Origin of the sequence: Desulfobacter sp. UBA2225 (genome assembly GCF_002348205.1) — a bacterium.
Lineage (GTDB): Bacteria > Desulfobacterota > Desulfobacteria > Desulfobacterales > Desulfobacteraceae > Desulfobacter > Desulfobacter postgatei.
Window position 1 is genome coordinate 1 of sequence record NZ_DDYV01000327.1, and the last position, 20915, is coordinate 20915.

The window sequence follows — 20915 nt, forward strand, 5'->3', positions numbered from 1 at the left end:
CGGCGCACGGCGCCGGTCAGCACCGAGATTATGTGCAAATAAAATAAGAAGAACACAAAAATGGAGATATAAATGAGTATTGAATTGCTCCCAGAATTTATTCTTAAAAATTATGAAACACATGAATGGAAACATGCTTGCGCTATTTTGAAAGAAGACTTCCCAAGTGAATGGGATGATATAATTTCTGTTTTGACAAATTTTAGACTTAACAAAAGTTGGATTGTTAAACCAGGAGGGCGAAAATCAAAAGTGTCTTCATATATTGATGAATTTCTTTATGAGCGAGGTTGGATTGAAAAAGAGTTCGCTACTCAAGTTGTTGTTGATGACAAAACAATGGATACTCCAACACATAAAGTAGATTGTTTTAAAAATAGAATAGCCTTAGAAATCGAATGGAATAACAAAGATCCTTTTTATGATCGTGATTTGAATAATTTTAGGCTACTATTTGATCTGCGTGCAATAAGTGTTGGTATAATCATAACAAGGTGTGATGAACTTCAAGAACTATTCAATGATATAGGCAGAGGCCAATCCTATGGTGCATCAACCACACATATGAGCAAGTTACTTCCCCGGGTTGAGGGCGGAAGTGGCGCAGGTTGCCCTATTGTTGTTTTCGGAATATCAAAATCTCTTTACGTGGAGGATATGTAATTATGAATGCATCTGATGATTTATTAAATTTTATTGGTAAAAGGAAGTTTTCTACAATACTTGCAGATCCTCCTTGGCAATTTCAGAATCGGACAGGGAAAATGGCACCAGAGCATAAACGATTATCACGTTATTCAACAATGAAATTACAAGAAATAAAAGACTTGCCTGTAGAGGCGATTGCTGAAGAAAGAGCTCATCTCTATTTATGGGTTCCAAATGCCCTCTTAGCAGAAGGAATGCAAGTGATGGAAAACTGGGGATTTAAATATAAAACAAATTTGATCTGGTATAAAATTAGAAAGGATGGTGGCCCTGATAGACGAGGGGTTGGATTTTATTTTAGAAATGTTACAGAAATGATTTTATTTGGTGTTCGCGGGAAAAATATTAGAACTTTACAACCAGGAAGAAGTCAGGAAAATATTATATCATCACGGAAAAGAGAACATAGCCGAAAGCCAGATGAACAGTACGATATAATAGAATCTTGCAGCTGGGGGCCATACTTAGAACTTTTTGCAAGAGGATCAAGAAAAGGCTGGGTTAATTGGGGTAACCAATCGGAAGAATATGCTCCAGATTGGTCAACATATTCAAACCACTCCCAAACAAACAAAGTCATACCATTTAAAAAAGTCAAGATTGGATAAAAAAAGTCAAGATTGGATAAAAAAATGATAAGCTGAAATTTTTATCTTAAAAACCTATGAGATATTATTTTACTAACGAGTTAAATATTTTTGATTTTAATCAACACGTTAACATAATTGCTGAAAATAGTATTTCTCCATTTTATTATGATGTTGCGAATAAAATAAAACTGTATAATTTAGATACATTCTCTTTCTTTCCCAATATACCAGATGATTGTGTTGATTTAATTTTTGCTGATCCACCCTATTTTTTATCATCTGGTGGTATAACTTGCAGTCGTGGGAAAACTGTATGTGTAAATAAAGGAGAGTGGGATAAATCCAGAAATATTGATGACGTGCATAATTTTAATAAGAAATGGTTAAAAGAAAGCAAACGTATTTTAAAAGAAAATGGTTCTATATGGATTTGTGGTACATTTCATAATATGTTTTCAGTTGGTTTTGCCTTACAAGAATTAAATTTCAAAATATTAAATAACATTGTTTGGGAAAAGCAAGACCCCCCTCCAAATTTAACACAAAAATATTTTACCCATGCATCTGAGCACCTTATTTGGGCATCAAAAACAAAATATTCAAAACATACTTTTAATTATGATATCCTTAGAGAAAGTAATAATGGGAAGCCAATAAAGTCGGTATGGCGAGATATATGGAAAATGCCATCTGTTAATAATTCTGAAAAATTTTTTGGTAAACATCCAACACAAAAACCCGAAAGAGTTGTAAAAAGGGCGATAATTGCATCAAGCAATCTATCTGACTTGGTTTTCGACCCATTTTGCGGTAGCGGAACAACTGGAGTCGTATGTAAACAATTAAAGAGAAAGTTTGTTGGTATCGATAACGATAAAAGTATGCTGGAAATTGCTAAAAACAGATTGATAGCAACTGAGAATATTGAAAAAGATGGGAATATGTTGAATGGTAAAAACAGCACATAATCGGGATACATCACAAGTCACGGTAAAGTCATGGGGTCAAACCTTGATTTTTATCCTTACATTTCAACAAGTAAAATGCACCGGATTTCACCAGTGATCTTGGCGTTCTGTCTCAAAACTACCACCTTGAGAAGGCGTACGGCATGCCGTACTGTTATGTTGGTTTAAGATACAAGGAGGTATATATGAGAATATTATCGGTAACAGAAGCCCGTTCCAATCTCTACAGGCTTATCGATCAGACATCATCATCCCATGAGCCAATTATCATCACAGGAAAGAGAGGGAATGCGGTCCTTCTTTCTGAAGAAGACTGGAAATCAATTCAAGAGACAATGTTTTTACTTAACATCCCTGGAATGCGTGAATCCATACAAGATGGAATGTCAACTCCAGTAGAAGATTGCAGTGAGGATCTTGACTGGTGATTTGGAAAGTTGTCTATGCCAAACAAGCTCAGAAGGATGCAAAGAAACTATCAACATCGGGGTTAAAGTCAAAAGCAGAGGAAATCATTGATATTTTAAAGGAAAACCCATACCAAACACCCCCTTCCTATGAAAAACTTGTAGGTGATTTATCTGGTGCATATTCAAGAAGATTAAATATTCAACATAGAATCGTATACCAAGTTATAAATGCTGATAAAATTGTTAAAGTTCTCCGCATGTGGACACGTTATGAATGACAGAATCGGGATAGAACTCCCCCTCACTGAGGCGCTCTCCGACACCACTTGCTTTTTAAATTAGGCGGATCCCCTGATTCCGCCCAATACCATCAGGAGTAGAGCCATGAAATGGCCGAAGGATGCTCGCCACGAGGTAACGCCTCCGAGGGCCCACTGGCGAACCGTTTTGCATGAAGTGATTTTCGAGGCCGACACCCGGTTGGGGAAAGGATTCGACGTATTGCTCATTGTCAGCATTTTGGCCAGTGTTATAGCGGTGATGCTTGACAGTATCGGTGCCGTGCAGTCACATTACGGCAGCTTGCTCTATGGGATCGAGTGGTTATTTACGATTATCTTCACTGTCGAATACCTTTTGCGACTTATGTGTGTCGGCCGGCCACTCAAATACGCCGGCAGTTTTTATGGAGTAGTCGATTTGCTGGCGATCATCCCGACCTACGTTAGCCTATTCCTGCCGGGAAGCCAGTACCTGCTGGTTATCCGAATTCTGCGCATCCTGCGCATCTTCCGTATCCTGAAGCTGGTCCCCTATCTCGGGGAGGCGCGACTCCTTATGAAGGCGCTGCGGGCGAATAGTCACAAGATTGCCGTCTTTATCTACACGGTAATGACCCTGGTGGTCATCTTCGGCTCACTGATGTATGTCATTGAGGGCGGAGCCAATGGCTTCACCAGCATTCCACGCAGCATCTACTGGGCAATCGTTACCCTCACTACGGTCGGATATGGTGATATTTCGCCTCAAACTGTCCTTGGCCAGACGCTGGCGTCGATGGTGATGATTCTCGGCTATGCCATCATCGCCGTGCCTACTGGTATTGTGACCGTGGAAATGTCGCGGGCTTTCGGCCGTAAAGTTTCCACCCAGGTCTGCCCGGAGTGCAGCGCTGAAGGTCACGATGCCGATGCCCGCCACTGCAAGTTTTGTGGTGCGGTGTTGTAATGCTGATTTAAGCGCAATGTTCCAAAAGCGATAAGCTCAGCAATCTTGAAAGGTAAGGCATGATTCACCGAATTCTGGACAAATCAAAACAAAAAGAGTTAGAATCGCTATTCACTTCTCTCTTCACCTCATCAGAGGGTGAAAAAGAAGGCATCTTGATTGGTAAGCTTTCTTCACAGTTGGCATCAAACATCGACAATAATGAAATAATCTGTTTCGGCGTATATGAAAATGAAACACTCATCGGTTCTATTTTCTTCACTCGCCTTAAGTTTAGTACGCCTATTCAGGTTTACATGCTTGCCCCAGTTGCAGTAAGCGCTGAACATCAGGGGAAAGGCATCGGACAGGAACTAATCAATTACGGGCTTAATGAGCTGAAAAAACGCTCTGTTAATGTTGCGGTCACATATGGAGATCCATCCTTCTATTCAAAGGTAGGGTTTCAGGCGCTTTCGGAAAATTTAATTCAGGCTCCGCTAAAGCTTTCAATGCCTTTTGGCTGGCTTGGCCAATCTTTAACGGGGGAGCCAATTCCTACTATTAATGAACATCCCGTGTGCGTTAAGGAATTCAATGACCCCGTCTATTGGTAAACAAAAGAACATAATCGGGATAGGACTCCCCATCACTGAGGAGCCCTCCCACACTCCCCGCCTCCATCCGGCTGGATCTAAGACTTGCCAAATGTATTGGAATTTTATACATTTGACTCACTTTTAATAAGATGTGCCGTGCCCGGCACACCACAAAACGCCGGCAGAACAGTTCTGCTCAGCGCGCCGTTATTTCTTTAAAAGAGAATGCAATGACTATAGACGCTATTAAAAAATCGAAACAAGCATTTCTGATACTTGGACTATTTTTAGCCATAGCAATTACAATTAATTTTTTTGTTTTGAATTTTTTTGATCAGAAAAGTTCATATCGAGCAGCACATAGCTTGGTTGGAATTCTCTCTTTAATGGGGTTTGTATTCACTTTCTCAAGCTCAGTTCGTTCAAAAATCAGATTAATATTTATGTTTTTTATTTCACTTATTCCATGTTATTTCGGAACAATTTTTTCAGATCTGGATATTACATTGCTAGGAATTGGGCAACATCGAAATCCAATTTTTCACAGTGGATTATTGTTCTTTTTAATTTTATTTGTTGCCAGACCTTTCAAATCGGTATTCCTGGCATTAATTGTTGTGGGTTTTGGCGTCGGCCTAGGTTCTCATCTAATCTGGGATTTATTCGACCAGGCAGATGTACGATGGATTCCTGGTGGATTCCTCGACAGTTTTTGGCTTGGCATTAACGGACTATTTTGTTTAATTTTTGCCAGAAGTTTTTTATTGTTTCGGTTGGATAGTTCTAAAACGAAATCTACATAAAGAAAAGAAATGAGGATTTTAAGAAAATACCTAAACAGTATCTTGTTAAACGTTTAGGGCTTGGTCATAACATCGGCCACNNTGGCCTAAAATATGACCAAGGCCAACGTTTAGAAAAAATTGGTGAACTAAAAAACAACCCAAGGCCGGATGGAAGTGAAAAGCTAACAAGCTATGATTTATATAACAACAGCGTCTGGAATAAAATTATGAAAATTACCGTATTAGACTATGGGGCGGGCAATGTCCGCAGCCTGATCAATGCTGTGGAAAAAATGGGCGGCAGCATTAAAATGGTTGAGAAACCTGAAGATATCCTGGCAGCAGAAAGGCTTATTTTCCCTGGTGTGGGCAATTATGGGGCCATGCTTGAAATCCTTCATGAGCGTGGGTTTGTGGCGCCTCTGCGGGAATATCTCAACGCTGACCGGCCGTTTCTGGGCATCTGCGTGGGTATGCAGGCCCTGTTTGAGGGCAGTGAGGAAGAGTTGGTCCCCAACGAGAGCATTGGATTTTTTAAAGGCCGGGTGAAACGTTTCAGAACTGAACTGTCCGTGCCCCACATCGGGTGGAACGGAATCCACATCAAACAGGACTCCCCTTTTCTTGACGGGGTGGAGCCGGATACAAAATTTTATTTTGTCCATTCCTACCATGTCGTGCCCGAAAATTCCGACGTTATCCTGACCACCACCACCTATGATTACCCTTATGCCTCGGCTGTGCAGCAGGGCAATATTATCGGCACCCAGTTCCATCCGGAAAAAAGCGGGGCTGCCGGCATGAAGCTGCTTGATAATTTCATCCACTCAGATAGCCTTAAAGCCCGGGGGCCTGCTGACATACCGACTAAAGGCCTGTCAAAACGGGTGATTGCCTGCCTGGATGTCCGCTCCAACGACAATGGGGATTTAGTGGTCACCAAAGGGGATCAGTACGATGTCAGGGAAGCGGGCAGTGTTAGAAATCTTGGCAAACCCGTGGATTTGGCCCGGAAATATTACGAGGAGGGCGCTGACGAGATCACCTTTTTAAATATAACAGGATTCAGGGATTTTCCCCTGGAAGATATGCCCATGCTAAAGGTCCTGGAAGAAACCTCAAAGCAGGTGTTTGTGCCCCTGACCATTGGCGGCGGAATCCGGGAATTTACAGATGCCCAGGGCCGGCACTATTCATCTTTGGATGTTGCGTCCCGGTATTTCAGGGCCGGTGCGGATAAGGTGTCCATTGGATCTGATGCGGTGTACATTGCCATGGCATACCTTGAATCCGGGCAAAAAACAAAGAGATCAGCCATTGAAGAGATTTCAAGGGTTTACGGGGCCCAGGCCGTGGTGATTTCCGTTGATCCCAAAAGGGCATGGGTCGCTTCCCCGGAAGATGCACCCAAGCACCATGTGGTCAAGGTGACATCCGGGGAAAAAGGCCCCAACGGTGAAGCATATTGCTGGTACCAGTGTACGGTGAGCGGGGGCCGGAAAGCCATGGACATTGATGCCGTGGCCCTGGCAAAGGCCTGTGAAGCGTTGGGGGCCGGTGAAATCCTGCTCAACTGCATAGATAAGGATGGAACAAACTCCGGGTTTGATCTGGACCTGATCAATGCCGTTCGCAGCAATGTCACTATCCCGGTGATTGCCTCTTCCGGTGCCGGGTGTGAGGCGCATTTTTCCGAAGTGTTTAAATGTACAAAGGCTGAAGCGGCATTGGCCGCAGGTATCTTTCACCGGGAAGAAGTGCCCATCCAGTCAGTGAAACAGCATCTTGCCGAACAGGGCATTGAGGTACGAAAATGACTTGAGATTAAAGGTTCAGGCAACCTTTAACAGCATTTCTACCGCATCCATCCGGCAGGCGAAGTCCGCGATAATTTTCAATGTATCTTCGGCTGAAATACCAATATGGTCCATGGCCTGCGGATGGAACCGATACGCAAGTCCGTCCGCCCCCACGCCCATGCCCATCATCATGCATATGCAATCGGATAGATAGACCACAGCGAGATCCTTGTCCCTGACCATGGTCTCGCTGCTAAGATGATGGTTACGGATGATTCCGACCATTCTGGGGGAGAACTTCCACATTTTGGCAATCATTGCGCCAAGCTCGGCATGGTCGACGCCGATAATCTGTTTTTCAGCCTCCATAAAACTGAAGTTTTCATTAATTACCAGATTGGAGATTTTTTCAAAGGCATCCTGAATGAATTTATCCAGAACGGTTTTGCCGATATCCTTGAGAAGAGCTGCCGTGAATATGCTGTTTTTATTGGGCAGATCCAGTTGGACGGCCACCTGTTTTGCAATGAGGGCCGACGATACGGAATATTTCCATAACGCGCCTTCGTGCAAATCATACCCTTTCTGGGTGCCTTTGGCTACCTGGGCACTTACCTTGAGCATTACCAGGTCCACAACATGGTCTGTACCCAGCATCATGGCGGCTTCCTGGATGGTTTCAGCGGGGTGTTTCAAACCAAAATATGCGGAGTTGGCAGTTCGAAGGAGATCTGCGGTAATGGCAGGATCGTACTGGATGATTTTGGTGATCTCGTTCATGGATGCATTGGGGTCATCTATGATTTCCAAAAGGGAGGTGACCACTGCAGGGATGGGTTTTAGGTTTTTTATTTCCTTGATCACTATTTGCAGGTTGGTCATAACTGCACCTCTCCTAATCCGGATGTTTTCAAATAAATCTTTCCGGAGGCTATTTCCATTGTTACTGTCCGGTTTGAATACCCCCCCACAGCCTGTTTCCAGATGGAAACATTATTTTTGGTCAATATCTGCATCAGTGCTGAATAGTTTTGTCTGCCGATATTGAAAATTCCTTCCTGTTCCATAATTTCAGCTCCGCCTGCAACAAAGACTTTAATTCTGGATTTTTCAGCACCCAGCGCATATACTTGTTTAAACAGCTCCGGAATGCCGGTATCAGCGAACATGAACGGATTGCTTTTTGCCTTTATTTCATCAATGGCGGAGTTCGGAAGTATATAGTGAAGTATTCCTCCGACTCCGGCCTGGGGATCATATATTGCAAGCCCGACGCATGAACCAAGCGAGTATGTCACAATGGTATCACCGGTCCGGTTGCTGACTTTCATATCTGCTATACCTACGATGTGTTCCATCTTACCTCGATTCTTTAGAGTAAGTAACGGCGGGACGCGTCCTCAATATGATAAAAATCGTTAAAACGGAATATCATCGTCCGGAACGGATTGGTCATACCCCTCTGGCGTGCCGGGCTGGGCAGATCCCTGGAAATTATCTGAATTGGGCGCAGGTCGGTTTGGGGTATATCCACCACGACCGCCGGAATTCGGTTGATTCTGATATCCGCCTCTCTGATAATCTGATTCCCCTGCACCGGACTGGCTGCCGCCATCCCGGCTGCCTAGAAACATAAAGTTTGAAACGACAATTTCCGTGGTGTAGTGTGTCTGCCCCTCTTTTTCCCAGGAATTGGTCTGCAGCCGCCCTTCAATATAAACCTGCTTTCCCTTGGATAGGTATTTTTCACAGGTTTCAGCCTGTTTTCCAAAGACTTTGATCCTGTGCCATTCGGTTTTTTCCTGGCGCTCTCCGGTGTTTTTGTCGGTCCAGGCTTCGGTAGTGGCCAATGGAAAATTTACCACTGCCAGTCCCTGCTGGGTATACCTGATTTCAGGGTCTTTTCCCAAATTACCGATAAGGATGACCTTGTTTAAACCTGCCATATTCAACTCTCCTTCACTATTTAATAATCTAAGGAAGAGACTTCCAGCGCATGCTTCTGGATAAAATTGCGCCGGGGTTCCACCTCTTCTCCCATGAGCAGGGTAAATATCTCGTCTGCCTTTTCCGCATCTTCAATCTCCACCCTGAGCATAATCCGTTTTTCCGGATTCATGGTTGTTTCCCACAACTGGTCTGCATTCATCTCACCCAGACCTTTGTAGCGCTGTATATTGATCCCCTTTTTGGCTTCGACCATCAGAAATTCGTACAGACCCTGTAAATCCTCAAGGATATTTACTGTTTTTGCATCAGCCGCCTTCGAGGAAAGGGAAAAGGGCGGGCGGTTCAGGCCTTGTATTTTTTCATAAGCCTGGCGCATTTTCTGGTAGTCGTTAGTGCCAAGGATTTCCCTTCCCACACGCAGCAGCTTTGTCTGGCCTGCGTTGTCCAGAATATCCATTTCATAGATATTTCGTTCCTCGTCAAATTCGATATCCTGGGGCGTATATCCTTTGCCTTTCAAGGTCATGGAGAGGGCCTCAAGGTTGCTTTTTTCTTCCAGGAAGCGTTTTGAACTGACCCCTTCCGTGATCAAGGTAAACAGAAGATCCGTATCAAAGTCGCGTTTGTGGAGCTGGTTCATGCTGTTGTAGTAGTCTGTCATGTTCAGCAAAAATGCATAGAATTCATCTTCGGTCAGGGGCGTGTCCTGGTCGTTGATCACGATCTGTTTCTGGGATGAAATTCTGCGGATCAGGTAATCGGCGTATTCATTTTCATTTTTCAGGTATACGCCGGTTTTCCTTGATCCCACCCTGAAAAGCGGGGGTTGGGCAATATACAGATAGCCGTTTGATATCAGATCCGGCATCTGGCGGTAAAAAAAGGTGAGAAGCAGGGTCCGGATATGGGAGCCGTCCACGTCCGCATCCGTCATGATAACCACCTTATGATAGCGGATTTTTTCTATGTTGTACTCTTCGCTGCCCGCGCCTGTGCCCAGCACAGTAATGATATTTTTTATCTCGTCACTTCTGAGAATTTTGTCGAACCGGGCCTTTTCCACATTCAGGATTTTACCTTTCAACGGAAGGATGGCCTGGAATCTGCGGTCCCGGCCCTGTTTGGCAGAGCCGCCTGCAGAATCGCCCTCCACAAGGAAGAGTTCACGCTCTGCCGGATCGGCAAACTGGCATTCGGCAAGTTTGCCCGGCAATGTGGAGTCAAGCAATGTTCCCTTTTTACGGGCAAGCTCCCTGGCCCGTTTGGCCGCATCCCTGGCCCGTGCCGCATCCACACCCTTGGCGATGATCTTTTTGGCTACAGTGGGATTTTCTTCCAGGAACTGGCCCAGTTTTTCATTGAGCAGGGATTCAACAATGCCCTTGACCTCATTGTTGCCCAGTTTTGTTTTGGTCTGGCCTTCAAACTGGGGCTCCATAAGCTTGACCGAGATGATGACGGCCAACCCCTCTCTCATGTCATCCCCGCTGATCTTGATGCTCTGCATGTTTTTGGGCAGATTGGGGTTGCCTGAGATATAGGCATTCACCGTACGGGTCAGGGCAGCTTTAAACCCGGATACATGGGCTCCACCCTCAATGGTCCTGATATTGTTGGCAAAAGAGTACAGTTTCTCCTTAAAGGTGTCATTGTACTGGATGCCCACCTCTATCTGGACATCGTTTTTATCCCCTTCAATGTGGATGGGATCGTGCAAGGGCGTACAGGACCGGTTGAGATATTCCACAAAGGAGACGATTCCGCCTTCATAATAAAACTCATCCTTCTGGGCGGATCGCTCGTCTTCTATAACGATTTTGATCCCTTTGTTCAAAAAAGCCAGTTCCCGCATACGCCGGGACAAGGTCTCATAGCTGAACTCATTTTGGTTCATAATGGTGAAATCCGGGGAAAACGTGATCCTGGTTCCCTGTTTTTCCGTATCACCCATGACTTCAAGTTCAGTGCGTTTGTGCCCTTTGGAATAGGTCTGGTTGTATGTTTTGCCGTTTTTGAACACCTCCATGATCAGATGTTCGGACAAGGCATTGACAACGGAGATACCGACACCGTGAAGGCCGCCGGAAACTTTATAGGCACCTTTATCAAATTTTCCGCCGGCATGCAGTTTGGTCATGACCACCTCGCAGGCCGGTATGTGTTCGGTTTCGTGCATTTCAACCGGGATACCCCGGCCGTTGTCCTCCACGCTCACCGACATATCTTCGTGGATGGTGACAAGAACCGTATCACAATATCCTGCCATGGCCTCATCAATACAATTGTCCACCACCTCATATACCAGATGGTGCAGGCCTTCGAGATCCACGTTGCCGATGTACATGGACGGTCTTTTCCGGACAGCTTCAAGGCCTTCTAAAACTTTGATGGCGCCTGCGCCGTAATCTTTACTTCCTTGGTTTTTATTCATGATATATGTATGGACATTATTACGCAGATAAGGTTATTGTTTTTCATGCTTTTAACGATGCAGGGGCTTTTGCTGTCTTTGATGTTCAATGTCACAATTTCGTCTTCGAACAGATTAAGGGCGTCCATGAAGTACCTCGGGTTAAATGCGCTTTTGATCTCTTCTCCTGAAAAACCAACCATTAGCTGTTCTTTTGACTCGCCGATCTCAGGGTTTGTGATGGTAACGGTCAGGTTATTTTCCGTGAAGTTGAATATAACGCTTTTATAATCTTCCGAGGTAAGGATGGATACCCGTTTCATCAGTGTTAGAAACATTGCCCGGTCAACTTCAATGGGAATCATCTCCTCGAAATTCATGACAAGCCTGTAGTCCGGATAGTCGCCTTCGAGTAGTTTGATCATGATGGATTCATTGGCCCGCTGGGACACGAAATGATTGTCCTTGGCGCCCACGTTGATGGTTTCAATGTCAGAATCAATGAATTTTCCAAGTTCGACCAGCCCTTTTTTGGGGATGATTACCCGCGAACTTCCCAGATCAAGATCTCCGGTAAACGGCGCATCAAAACAGTGAAGCCTTCTTGAATCCGTTGAAACGATCCGCAGCACTTCCTCTCCGTCGACCACGGCTTTTTCAATCAGGGAACCCAGGACATAGGTTCTTTTTTCTTCGCTCAGGTATCCCACCACAGAAGATACGGCCACCATCTTTTTCAGGTCTTTGGCTGCAATTTCTATGAAATTGACGTTTTCAATCACAGGGGTTTCAGGAAAGTTTTCATAATCCGAGGAGACAATATGGTAAACACTGTCCCCGGATCCTATTTCAACCCACCGGTTTTCAACCTCATTGATGCTGATATTTTCATTGGGATATTCTCTGATGATTTCAAAGAATTTTTTTGAGTTGATAGACAGAAGTCCCGGGGTGTCGACTTGCGCCTCATAGGTGCCGGTGAAAACCGTTTCAAGGTCATTGGCCGTGATGGTTATCGTTGATTCAACCGCCTTGATCAAGATATCGGAGGTGATTTTTAAATTTGTTTTTCTGCCGGTTATACCCTGAATTTTTGCCAGAACTTCCAGGATATCCTTTTTATTGAAGGAAAATTTCATTTAGAATCCTTTTTTTATCATCTGTTAAACCCACTAAGTCTATAATAAACTGTCTGATTTATCAAGAGAAATGGCAGCGACGGTACGCCTTGATACTCTGCGTTACGGGCCTGTTCAGGATGGTGGGGGCAGATAAAAAATTCAGGGTTCTGCGGCAAAAAAGACCTGAGCCGGTTTGGGGGTTGAACAGGTTTCGTTCAGCCACCTGGCCTTATCTTTGATGGGGCCGTCCTTCATCAACCGTGCCTGTTCCGGACATGCCTTGATGCAGGCGCAGCATAGAATACAGTCTGCAGCAATGGTGGCAAACCCGTTTTCCGCATCAATGGCTTTTGATGGACAAACCGTGGCACAGATCCCGCAGTTTGTGCATGCATCCGTCACCTCAATGAAGTCCGGGGCACCCTTGCCCATGCCCTCTTTGTACGGAAAATTTCCCGGTACCTTTAAGGCTGCAATTTTCTTTAAATCCTTGGTCTTTTTTAGCAGCTTTCCGGTATTGTTGCCAAAGTCTTCGGCCTGTTTCAGGTCGTTTTCATCCGGCCGGTTCATGGCAACGGGAATATCTGTGCTTGCAAAGGAGTGTTCGCCGATAAAGGCCGCCCCGGAAACCGGGATAAATCCGCATACCGACGCGATATCCTTAAGTTCCAGCAAAGCGTCATCATATTCCCTGTTACCGTATACCACGGTGAGTATGGCCGGGGTGTTGGAGGCCGTCAGTTTTTTAAAAAAATCCGCGGCATCCGCGGGCACGCGGCCGGCATACACCGGCGCTCCAAGGAGCACGATATCATTGTGATCAAAGGACGCAAGCACGGTGCTTCGACTCTCCGGACGGGTGAAATTGACGGCGGTTATTTCGGACCCACTGATTTCCAGACTCCGGGCAAGACCCTGGGTTATGGCCCTAAGAACCGTTTCGGTTGTTTTGGTGGGACTGAAATATACAAGAGTGATTTTTTTCATGCCTGAAACCTCCATATCTTATATTCTATCGTATCCTGGTATTCTCCACAAAGGGTAAAACGGCGCTCTTCAATGCCGCCATATCATCGGCGTTTAGAAAATGATCATCCACGGCGGCAAAATTCGGATCCAGCAAATCCACCTTGCGGGAGCAGGGCTGGAGTACATAGGATGCTGCCCCCCGGATCATCCTGCCGATATTTTTCATGATATCAGGCGTGACAAAAGGCTTTGCGCAGGTGGTCCTGAATTCATAGGCTGGCGCTTTTGCCATGATCAGTGAAATACTTTCCATGACCCGATCCAGGTGTCCGGGGTTTTTCATTACCATGGGATAGTGGTCTATATCTGTTTTAATATCCATGGCCAGATAATCCAAAAGCCCCAGGTCAAAAAGCGCGTCTATGATCCTGGGGGCCGTGCCGTTGGTATCCAGCTTGACTTTATATCCCATCTGCCTGACCGTTTGGATAAAATCCGTCAGGTCCGCTTGAAGGGTGGGTTCTCCGCCGGTAATAACAATCCCCTCGATCATGCCTTTGCGTTTATCGAGAAATTCAAAAATTTTTTTCTGATCCGCGTTGTCGGACCGGCTCGAGTTTAATTGATTTAAACCCGAACTGCCGCCCCCGCAGGGAACGGCAGTTCGGGCAGCAAGATCCGGATTGTGACAATAGGGGCAGGTGAAGTTACACCCCCGCGTAAACAGTACACAGGCTATGGTTCCCGGAAAATCGATCAGGGAGTTTTTTTGAAATCCGCCAATATCCATGGGCAACGGTTTTCGAACCGTTATGATGCCATCTTTGCCGCCGTCTTCTGGGCGGTATAGGTCTTGCGCATGTTAAATTCCGTCTGCTTGCCGTTGTTCCACTGGCTTATCGGCCGCAGATAACCCACCACCCTGGAGTATATTTCCGTATCGGCATTGCAGATTTCGCATTTGGCATGTTCCCCTGAGATATAGCCGTGGGAGGGGCAGACACTGAAGGTGGGTGTCAGGGTGAAGTAGGGCAGGCGGAAGGTGTTGGACACTTTGGATACCATGTGTTTGACCGCCTCAATGTCTGAGACCTCCTCACCCAGGAACAGGTGCTGAACCGTACCGCCCGTGTATTTGGTCTGCAGTTCGTCCTGAAGTTCCAGTGCCTCAAACAAGTCGTCCGTATAGTTCACCGGCAGGTGAGTGGAGTTGGTGTAAAAGGGGTCTGAGCCGTTTTTGAACTCCTCTTCATTGGCACATATAATGTGTTTGAATTTCTTTTTATCCAGTTTGGCAAACCGGTAGGTGGTGCCTTCGGCAGGGGTTGCTTCCAGATTGAATATTTCACCGGTACTTTCCTGCAGGCTTTCGATTTTGCTTCGGATATGATCCATGGCCTTGATGGCAAAGGCCTGTCCCCGGGGTGTGGCAATGCCGTAGTCTGTGCCCAGGAAATTCAGGCAGGCTTCATTCATACCGAGAACGCCGATGGTGGAAAAGTGGTTGCGCCAGTAAACGCCTGTATTTTCCTTAATTTTTCTTAAATAGAATTTTGAATAGGGGTACAGGTCGCCTTCGGTGAACTTTTCAAGAATTTTGCGTTTGATGCCCAACGATTTTGCGCTGATGTCAATCAGTTTATCCATGCGGCTGAAAAAATCAGCCTCATCCTGGGCAAGGAGCCCGATCCTCGGCAGATTCAAGGTAACAACCCCGATGGAACCGGTCAGCGGATTTGCACCGAAAAGTCCGCCGCCACGCTTGCGCAGCTCCCGGTTGTCCAGCCGGAGCCGGCAGCACATGGAGCGCGCATCTTCGGGGTCCATGTCGGAATTGACAAAGTTGGAAAAATAGGGGATTCCGTATTTGCCTGTCATTTTCCAGATGTTTTTCAATTTGGGATTGGCCCAGTTAAAATCTGCAGTAATGTTGTAGGTGGGAATCGGAAATGTGAATACCCGGCCCTTGGCATCGCCGTCCATCATCACTTCTGCAAAGGCGGAATTGATTATGTCCATCTCATCCTGGAATGCGGCATAGGTCTCTTTCTGGTATTTTCCACCAATGATGACAGGGGTGTCCTTGAGCATGGCAGGCACGTTCAGGTCCATGGTGATATTGGTGAAAGGCGTCTGAAAGCCTACCCGGGTGGGAATATTGATATTGAAAACAAATTCCTGCAACGCCTGTTTGACCTCTTTGTATTCAAGGTCGTCATACCGGACAAAGGGGGCCAGCAAGGTGTCGAAATTGGACATGGCCTGTGCCCCTGCCGCTTCTCCCTGCAAGGTATAGAAAAAGTTGACGACCTGGCCCAGGGCGCTTCTGAAATGTTTGGGCGGGGAGGATTCCACCTTGCCGGCCACGCCTTTGAATCCTTCAAGGAGCAGGTCCTGCAGATCCCACCCCACACAATATACGGACAGAAGGCTTAAATCATGGATATGGATATCTCCGCTATAATGGGCATCCCGGATGGCCGGGGGATAGATTTTATTGAGCCAGTATTCGGCGGTGATATCCGATGAGATATAGTTGTTCAGTCCCTGGAGGGAGTAACTCATGTTTGAGTTTTCCCGGACCTTCCAGTCCATGCGGCTGATGTAAGATTCCATGAGCCCGACATTCTCATTGATGGCGATTTTCCGGATCTGGTTGTGCTGCTCCCGGTAGATAATGTATGCTTTGGCTGTTTTGTAAAACGGGGAATCCAGCAGTACCCGCTCCACAATATCCTGGATCTCCTCGACCTCGGGAATGGCACCCAGTTGAAGTTCGCGGGCAAGGGTCAGTACCCGCATGGTCATTTTTTTGGCATCCCTGCCGTTGAATTCTTTGGTCGCTTCACCCGCTTTGATCAAAGCATTTGTTATTTTAGAAGAATCAAACGCAGCTACCCGTCCGTCTCTTTTTTTGATTTGTTCAAACATCTGACTACCTCTTGAAATCTGATTGATATTCGCATACTCTGATGAGAATGCAGTCGGGGGGACCCGGTCTGCAAACCAAATCTAACTCAATATATAGTTGCGTGTCAAGAAGAAAATACTATATATTGTGTTTTTAACACGAATAACATAAGGGTGACATGCAGCTTGACCAGAATCCGTTTTTTAGAAAAACCATAACGCCGTGGTATGATTCCAATTTCGCCTGTTGGGTGCTGATTTGCTCCATGGTCCTGGTTTTTTGTTTTGCCGTGAGTGGGGTGATCGTGGCCGGTGACGACCCTAAGCTTGTCCGCCATATATGGTTTCCGTTCATGCTGGCGGGTTTTTCCGGTTTTCTGGTTGTTAAAGTTTATGTGCGGTTAAACATCAGGAGCAACAACGAGTAAATTATCCTGATATGTCTCCGACGACCTCTAAAAGATGATGAACAATTTTGGCCGTAACCCCCCATATTACCACATCCTTATATGGATAGGTCGGCTCCATAACACCGGGGTTGTGACCGGCATAGCCTTTTCCCCGGTGGGTCTGCCAGAGCGTTTCAAACGGAATTTCAAGCACCATTGAAATTTCTTCGGTATCAAAAACGACGTCATCTTTCCGGTTCCAGAAACCTGTAAATGCCTGGATGTCACGGTTTTTCACGGTCTGAAAATGGCCCAGCGATCCGATATACTGCACATTATCAGAAACAATGCCTGTTTCTTCGTAAAGTTCACGAAAGGCCGCCTGCCTGGCCGAAGCATCTGTTTTGTCCACGTGCCCGCCGGGAAAAGCCATCTGGTTGCGCCAGGCATATCCTTCCCGGTCCGCTTTCCGGATAAACAGCAGGGCCGGTTCCCGGCTGAAAAGAAAGAGCGCCATTACGGTTGTGGGCTTAAACAGCCCAGGATCCGGGGGCGGCGGGTGGGAGGCCGAGGAAATGGCGGAATGAATTTTTTCAATATATGAGGAGGTGTTCATGAACTATCCTTTTAAACAATGTCCATTGATCAAATTTACAATCTTAATCTGCCCTTGTCAAACCGGGGCTTTTTGAATTTTAACCCGTTATCTTGACAATTAGTTTTTTGCGATAATTATTATTAAAAATTTAATTTTATTTAATTGTTAAACTGTTAAGTCCTTAGGAGATATAATGCCAGAAAAAGAAACCAGACAATTTAAAACCGAAGTCCAGCAGCTTTTGCATCTGATTATCCACTCTCTTTATTCCAACCAGGAGATTTTTATCCGGGAGTTGATTTCAAACGCCTCGGATGCCATTGACAAGGCCAGGTTCAAGGCACAGACAGAACCGGATCTGTTTTCAGATGACAATGATTACCATATCCGCCTGGCTGCGGATAAGGACGCCAAGACCTTCACCATTACGGATAACGGTATCGGCATGACCTTTGACGAGGTCAATGACAATATCGGCACCATCGCGCAATCCGGCACCGCCGCCTTTATGGAAGCCCTGGAAAAATCAAAAAATGAAACAGGTCTCTCCCCGGAACTCATTGGTCAGTTTGGCGTGGGCTTTTATTCAGCGTTTATCGTGGCAGACAAGGTGCGTCTGGACACCAAAGCCCCTGGCCAGGAAAAGGGTGTACGGTGGGAATCCGACGGCAAGGGCGAATATACCCTTGAAGAGATTGACAAGGAAAAACGGGGTACGCAGATTACCTTATTCCTCAAAGATCCGGAAGAGGGAGACCAGGATTTCACCGAAGAGTACACCATCCGCCACATTGTTAAAAAGCATTCCGATTTTGTCACCTATCCCATCATCATGAACGTGGAGACCAGCGAGCCTATTCCTGAAAATGAGATCATCAGGGGTAAAGACGGCAAGCCCATCGGGGAGACATATCGGAAAGTCAAAAAAGACGAGACCCTCAACTCCATGAAAGCCATCTGGGCCAAATCCAAGGACGATGTTACCGAGGATGAACACAAGGAGTTTTATAAGCACATTTCCCATAACTGGGATGACCCCTGTGAAATTATTCACAAAAAGTTTGAAGGGGTTACCGAATATGATGTGCTTATGTATCTTCCCTCCAAGGCCCCCTTTGATATGTTCCGGGCGGAACGTAAACACGGCATGCAGCTTTACTGCAAACGGGTGTTCATCATGGATGACTGCAAGGAACTTTTGCCCGAGTACTTGGGATTTGTCCAGGGCGTAGTCGATGCTCCGGATTTGAATCTTAATGTCAGCCGCGAGATTCTGCAGGAAGACCGCCTGGTCAGAAATATCCGCAAGAACCTGGTTAAACAGATTTTTTCCGTGCTTGAAGGCATGGAAGATGAAAAATATATTCAATTCTACGAGGAGTTCGGCCAGGCGCTTAAGGCCGGTATCCCCACGGATTATGACAACAAGGAACGGCTGGCATCGTTGCTGCGTTACAAAACCACCAAGTCCGGCGATAAATATGTAACCCTTGACCAGTACATTGAGAATATGAAAGAGGACCAGAAAGAGATTTACTATATCACAGGTGAAAATCTGGCCTCCCTTCTCAATTCCCCTTTGCTTGAGGCGCTCAAGGCAAAGGACTACGAAGTCCTTCTCATGGTGGACCCCATTGATGAATGGGTGACCCAGTCCCTGCCCGAGTACAAGGAGAAGAAACTGAAAAGTGCTGAAAAAGGCGATCTTGACCTGGAGAAGGTGGATGACGAAAAGAAAAACGAGTATTCAGCACTGCTCTCTTTTCTTAAAGGCAAGCTGGAAAGCAAGGTCAAGGATGTGGTGGTCTCCAAACGGCTCAAGAACTCTATCTCCTGCCTGGCAGGCGACGAGTGGGCCATGAGCGCTTACATGCAGAAAATTCTGAAAGCTTCGGGTCAGAAAGCCCCGGATCAGAAACGCGCTTTGGAGGTCAATGTCAATCATCCGGTTATGGAAAAGATCAAGTCCGTATTTGAATCCGATACGACCAATCCGGTGCTTACGGACTATTGTGATCTGCTTTATGATATTGCCGTGATTTCCGAAGGCGGCAAGCTTGATAATCCGTCACGATTTTCCGCCCTTGTAGGAGATCTCATGGCAAAATCCATATGAAAATTTATCTTGAAAGCCTGGGTTGTTCCAGAAACCAGGTGGACAGTGAGATTATGCTTGGCCGGTTGGTCGCCGCCGGCCATCAGATTATAACCGATCCGGCCCAGGCTGACGCCATTATTGTTAATACCTGCGGGTTTATTTCAACCGCCTCCCAGGAGGCGGTTGATGTTATTTTGGAGATGGCGGAATTTAAAACCACCGGTTCGTGCCGGCGGCTGGTCGTCACCGGCTGTCTTGTCCAGCGATATAAGGATGACCCGGATCTTTTGGACAGTCTGCCGGAGGTGGATGCTTTTTTAGGCACCGCAGCCTGTGACCATATCGTAAAAGCGGTGGAAAATACCGACAAGGTGCCGTTTACCCTGTTTCCGGAGCCCGACGCCCGGCAGGTAGACACCCCTGTGCAGGCACGGGAGCTTCTTAATGAAAAAATCGCTTACATCAAAGTGTCCGAAGGATGCAGCCGCCACTGTACCTATTGCATTATTCCCACGCTGCGGGGACGTCAGCGTTCTCGGCCTATAGAGCTGATCTGCAGGGAGGCTTCTGCCCTTCTGGATAAGGGGGTTAAGGAGATCATTCTCACAGCGGAAAACACTACCGATTACGGCCTGGATCTGGCCGGCCCGGCCTTTCATACGGTTCTTGAAAAAACTTCAAAAAAGATGGCTCAAAAAGATCCGTCCGCCTGGCTTCGATTCCTATATACCCATCCGCGTACCCTTGATGAACGGGTCATTGAAGCAGTGCAACGCCATGCCAACATCTGTTCATACTATGATGTGCCCATCCAGCATGCCCAGGATGAGGTCCTAAAACGCATGGGCCGACCCTATACCGGGCAGGATCTTATCCGGCTTTTTTCCGATATCCGTCGCCTCGATCCGGACGCCGCGTTAAGGACCACCATAATTGTCGGATTTCCCGGTGAAACAGATCAGCAGTTCAAGGAGCTTTTGGCGTTTATACAGGAGGTCGAATTTGATTTTCTGGGTGTTTTCACCTATTCAGACTCCCAAGATCTGCCCGCCCACAAGTTAAGCGGTCATATCCCTGAAGATGTGGCGGAATTGCGGCACGACACCATTATGGCAGCCCAGGCGAAGATTTCCGAAAAACGCAATGCCCGGCATGTGGGCCGTGTGTATCCGGTTCTTGTGGAAGAAAATCCAGAAGACGGGGTATACATCGGCAGAACCCCGTTCCAGGCTCCGGAAGTGGACGGGGTGACATTTATTTATTCAGATGGACTGGACACAGGTAGTCTGGTTCAGGTAAAAATAACCGATGCATTTGAATATGATATTGCCGGGGAGCAAGACATTGGAAAATAGAAACAAGAAATTAGAGGACGAAGCGCCTTTGGCGTACATTTTATAATCTG

Annotated in this window: 21 protein-coding genes; 11 read left to right on the forward strand and 10 right to left on the reverse strand. The window is 46.2% G+C overall.

Features of this window, described 5'->3' with window-relative positions; all coding sequences use genetic code 11:
* The first annotated feature begins 72 nt into the window (after positions 1 to 72).
* The 9 genes from B3D59_RS16935 (at position 73) to hisF (ending at position 7083) form a co-directional block, all read left to right on the forward strand.
* Positions 73 to 663 (forward strand): BglII/BstYI family type II restriction endonuclease, encoded by a 591-nt coding sequence (locus B3D59_RS16935; RefSeq protein WP_286822318.1) that lies wholly within the window; start codon positions 73 to 75, stop codon positions 661 to 663.
* A gap of 2 nt (positions 664 to 665) precedes the next feature.
* Complete coding sequence (locus tag B3D59_RS16940) at positions 666 to 1316, forward strand: MT-A70 family methyltransferase (protein WP_286822319.1); 651 nt, start codon at positions 666 to 668, stop codon at positions 1314 to 1316.
* A 56-nt stretch (positions 1317 to 1372) separates the two neighbouring features.
* Positions 1373 to 2266, forward strand: a complete 894-nt coding sequence (locus B3D59_RS16945) for a DNA-methyltransferase (protein WP_286822320.1) — start codon at positions 1373 to 1375, stop codon at positions 2264 to 2266.
* 185 nt (positions 2267 to 2451) lie between these two features.
* Entirely contained in the window at positions 2452 to 2694 is a 243-nt protein-coding gene (locus B3D59_RS16950; RefSeq protein ID WP_004070970.1) for a type II toxin-antitoxin system Phd/YefM family antitoxin, read from the forward strand.
* Positions 2691 to 2954 (forward strand): Txe/YoeB family addiction module toxin, encoded by a 264-nt coding sequence (locus B3D59_RS16955; RefSeq protein ID WP_286822323.1) that lies wholly within the window; start codon positions 2691 to 2693, stop codon positions 2952 to 2954. The genes B3D59_RS16950 and B3D59_RS16955 overlap by 4 nt, the downstream gene beginning before the upstream one ends.
* Positions 2955 to 3060: 106 nt before the next feature.
* Complete coding sequence (locus B3D59_RS16960; protein WP_286822324.1) at positions 3061 to 3903, forward strand: ion transporter; 843 nt, start codon at positions 3061 to 3063, stop codon at positions 3901 to 3903.
* A 59-nt stretch (positions 3904 to 3962) separates the two neighbouring features.
* A complete protein-coding gene (locus B3D59_RS16965) occupies positions 3963 to 4499 on the forward strand; it encodes a GNAT family N-acetyltransferase (protein WP_286822325.1) in 537 nt (178 codons plus the stop codon).
* A gap of 212 nt (positions 4500 to 4711) precedes the next feature.
* Entirely contained in the window at positions 4712 to 5284 is a 573-nt protein-coding gene (locus tag B3D59_RS16970; RefSeq protein ID WP_286822326.1) for a hypothetical protein, read from the forward strand.
* 209 nt (positions 5285 to 5493) lie between these two features.
* Positions 5494 to 7083 (forward strand): imidazole glycerol phosphate synthase subunit HisF, encoded by a 1590-nt coding sequence (gene hisF, locus B3D59_RS16975; RefSeq protein ID WP_286822328.1) that lies wholly within the window; start codon positions 5494 to 5496, stop codon positions 7081 to 7083.
* A gap of 15 nt (positions 7084 to 7098) precedes the next feature.
* Here hisF and B3D59_RS16980 read toward each other — a convergent pair whose 3' ends face one another.
* From B3D59_RS16980 to B3D59_RS17025, 10 genes are all read right to left on the reverse strand, one after another.
* On the reverse strand, positions 7099 to 7947 hold the full coding sequence (locus tag B3D59_RS16980; RefSeq protein ID WP_286822330.1) for an HDOD domain-containing protein: 849 nt from the start codon (positions 7945 to 7947) through the stop codon (positions 7099 to 7101).
* A complete protein-coding gene (locus B3D59_RS16985) occupies positions 7944 to 8423 on the reverse strand; it encodes a chemotaxis protein CheD (RefSeq protein WP_286822331.1) in 480 nt (159 codons plus the stop codon). The genes B3D59_RS16980 and B3D59_RS16985 overlap by 4 nt, the downstream gene beginning before the upstream one ends.
* A 60-nt stretch (positions 8424 to 8483) precedes the next feature.
* The gene (locus B3D59_RS16990; protein ID WP_349676907.1) at positions 8484 to 9011 is read right to left on the reverse strand and encodes a single-stranded DNA-binding protein; all 528 of its coding nucleotides are present in this window, start codon (positions 9009 to 9011) and stop codon (positions 8484 to 8486) included.
* Between the two features lie 20 nt (positions 9012 to 9031).
* On the reverse strand, positions 9032 to 11446 hold the full coding sequence (gyrB, locus tag B3D59_RS16995; protein WP_286822333.1) for a DNA topoisomerase (ATP-hydrolyzing) subunit B: 2415 nt from the start codon (positions 11444 to 11446) through the stop codon (positions 9032 to 9034).
* A complete protein-coding gene (dnaN, locus tag B3D59_RS17000; RefSeq protein ID WP_286822334.1) occupies positions 11443 to 12564 on the reverse strand; it encodes a DNA polymerase III subunit beta in 1122 nt (373 codons plus the stop codon). The genes gyrB and dnaN overlap by 4 nt, the downstream gene beginning before the upstream one ends.
* A 141-nt stretch (positions 12565 to 12705) precedes the next feature.
* On the reverse strand, positions 12706 to 13533 hold the full coding sequence (locus tag B3D59_RS17005; protein WP_286822335.1) for an EFR1 family ferrodoxin: 828 nt from the start codon (positions 13531 to 13533) through the stop codon (positions 12706 to 12708).
* Between the two features lie 25 nt (positions 13534 to 13558).
* A complete protein-coding gene (locus tag B3D59_RS17010) occupies positions 13559 to 14305 on the reverse strand; it encodes an anaerobic ribonucleoside-triphosphate reductase activating protein (protein ID WP_286822336.1) in 747 nt (248 codons plus the stop codon).
* Between the two features lie 20 nt (positions 14306 to 14325).
* Positions 14326 to 16446, reverse strand: a complete 2121-nt coding sequence (locus B3D59_RS17015; protein ID WP_286822337.1) for a ribonucleoside triphosphate reductase — start codon at positions 16444 to 16446, stop codon at positions 14326 to 14328.
* 104 nt (positions 16447 to 16550) lie between these two features.
* A complete protein-coding gene (locus B3D59_RS17020) occupies positions 16551 to 16763 on the reverse strand; it encodes a hypothetical protein (protein ID WP_286822338.1) in 213 nt (70 codons plus the stop codon).
* 91 nt (positions 16764 to 16854) lie between these two features.
* Positions 16855 to 17430, reverse strand: coding sequence for an NUDIX hydrolase (locus tag B3D59_RS17025; protein ID WP_286822339.1), 576 nt, complete (start codon positions 17428 to 17430; stop codon positions 16855 to 16857).
* A 175-nt stretch (positions 17431 to 17605) separates the two neighbouring features.
* On the opposite strand from B3D59_RS17025, the gene htpG reads away from it, so the two are divergent.
* Together htpG and rimO are read left to right on the forward strand one after the other, a co-directional pair.
* Entirely contained in the window at positions 17606 to 19528 is a 1923-nt protein-coding gene (gene htpG, locus B3D59_RS17030) for a molecular chaperone HtpG (RefSeq protein ID WP_286822340.1), read from the forward strand.
* On the forward strand, positions 19525 to 20865 hold the full coding sequence (rimO, locus tag B3D59_RS17035) for a 30S ribosomal protein S12 methylthiotransferase RimO (protein WP_286822341.1): 1341 nt from the start codon (positions 19525 to 19527) through the stop codon (positions 20863 to 20865). The genes htpG and rimO overlap by 4 nt, the downstream gene beginning before the upstream one ends.
* The last annotated feature ends 50 nt before the right edge of the window (positions 20866 to 20915 follow it).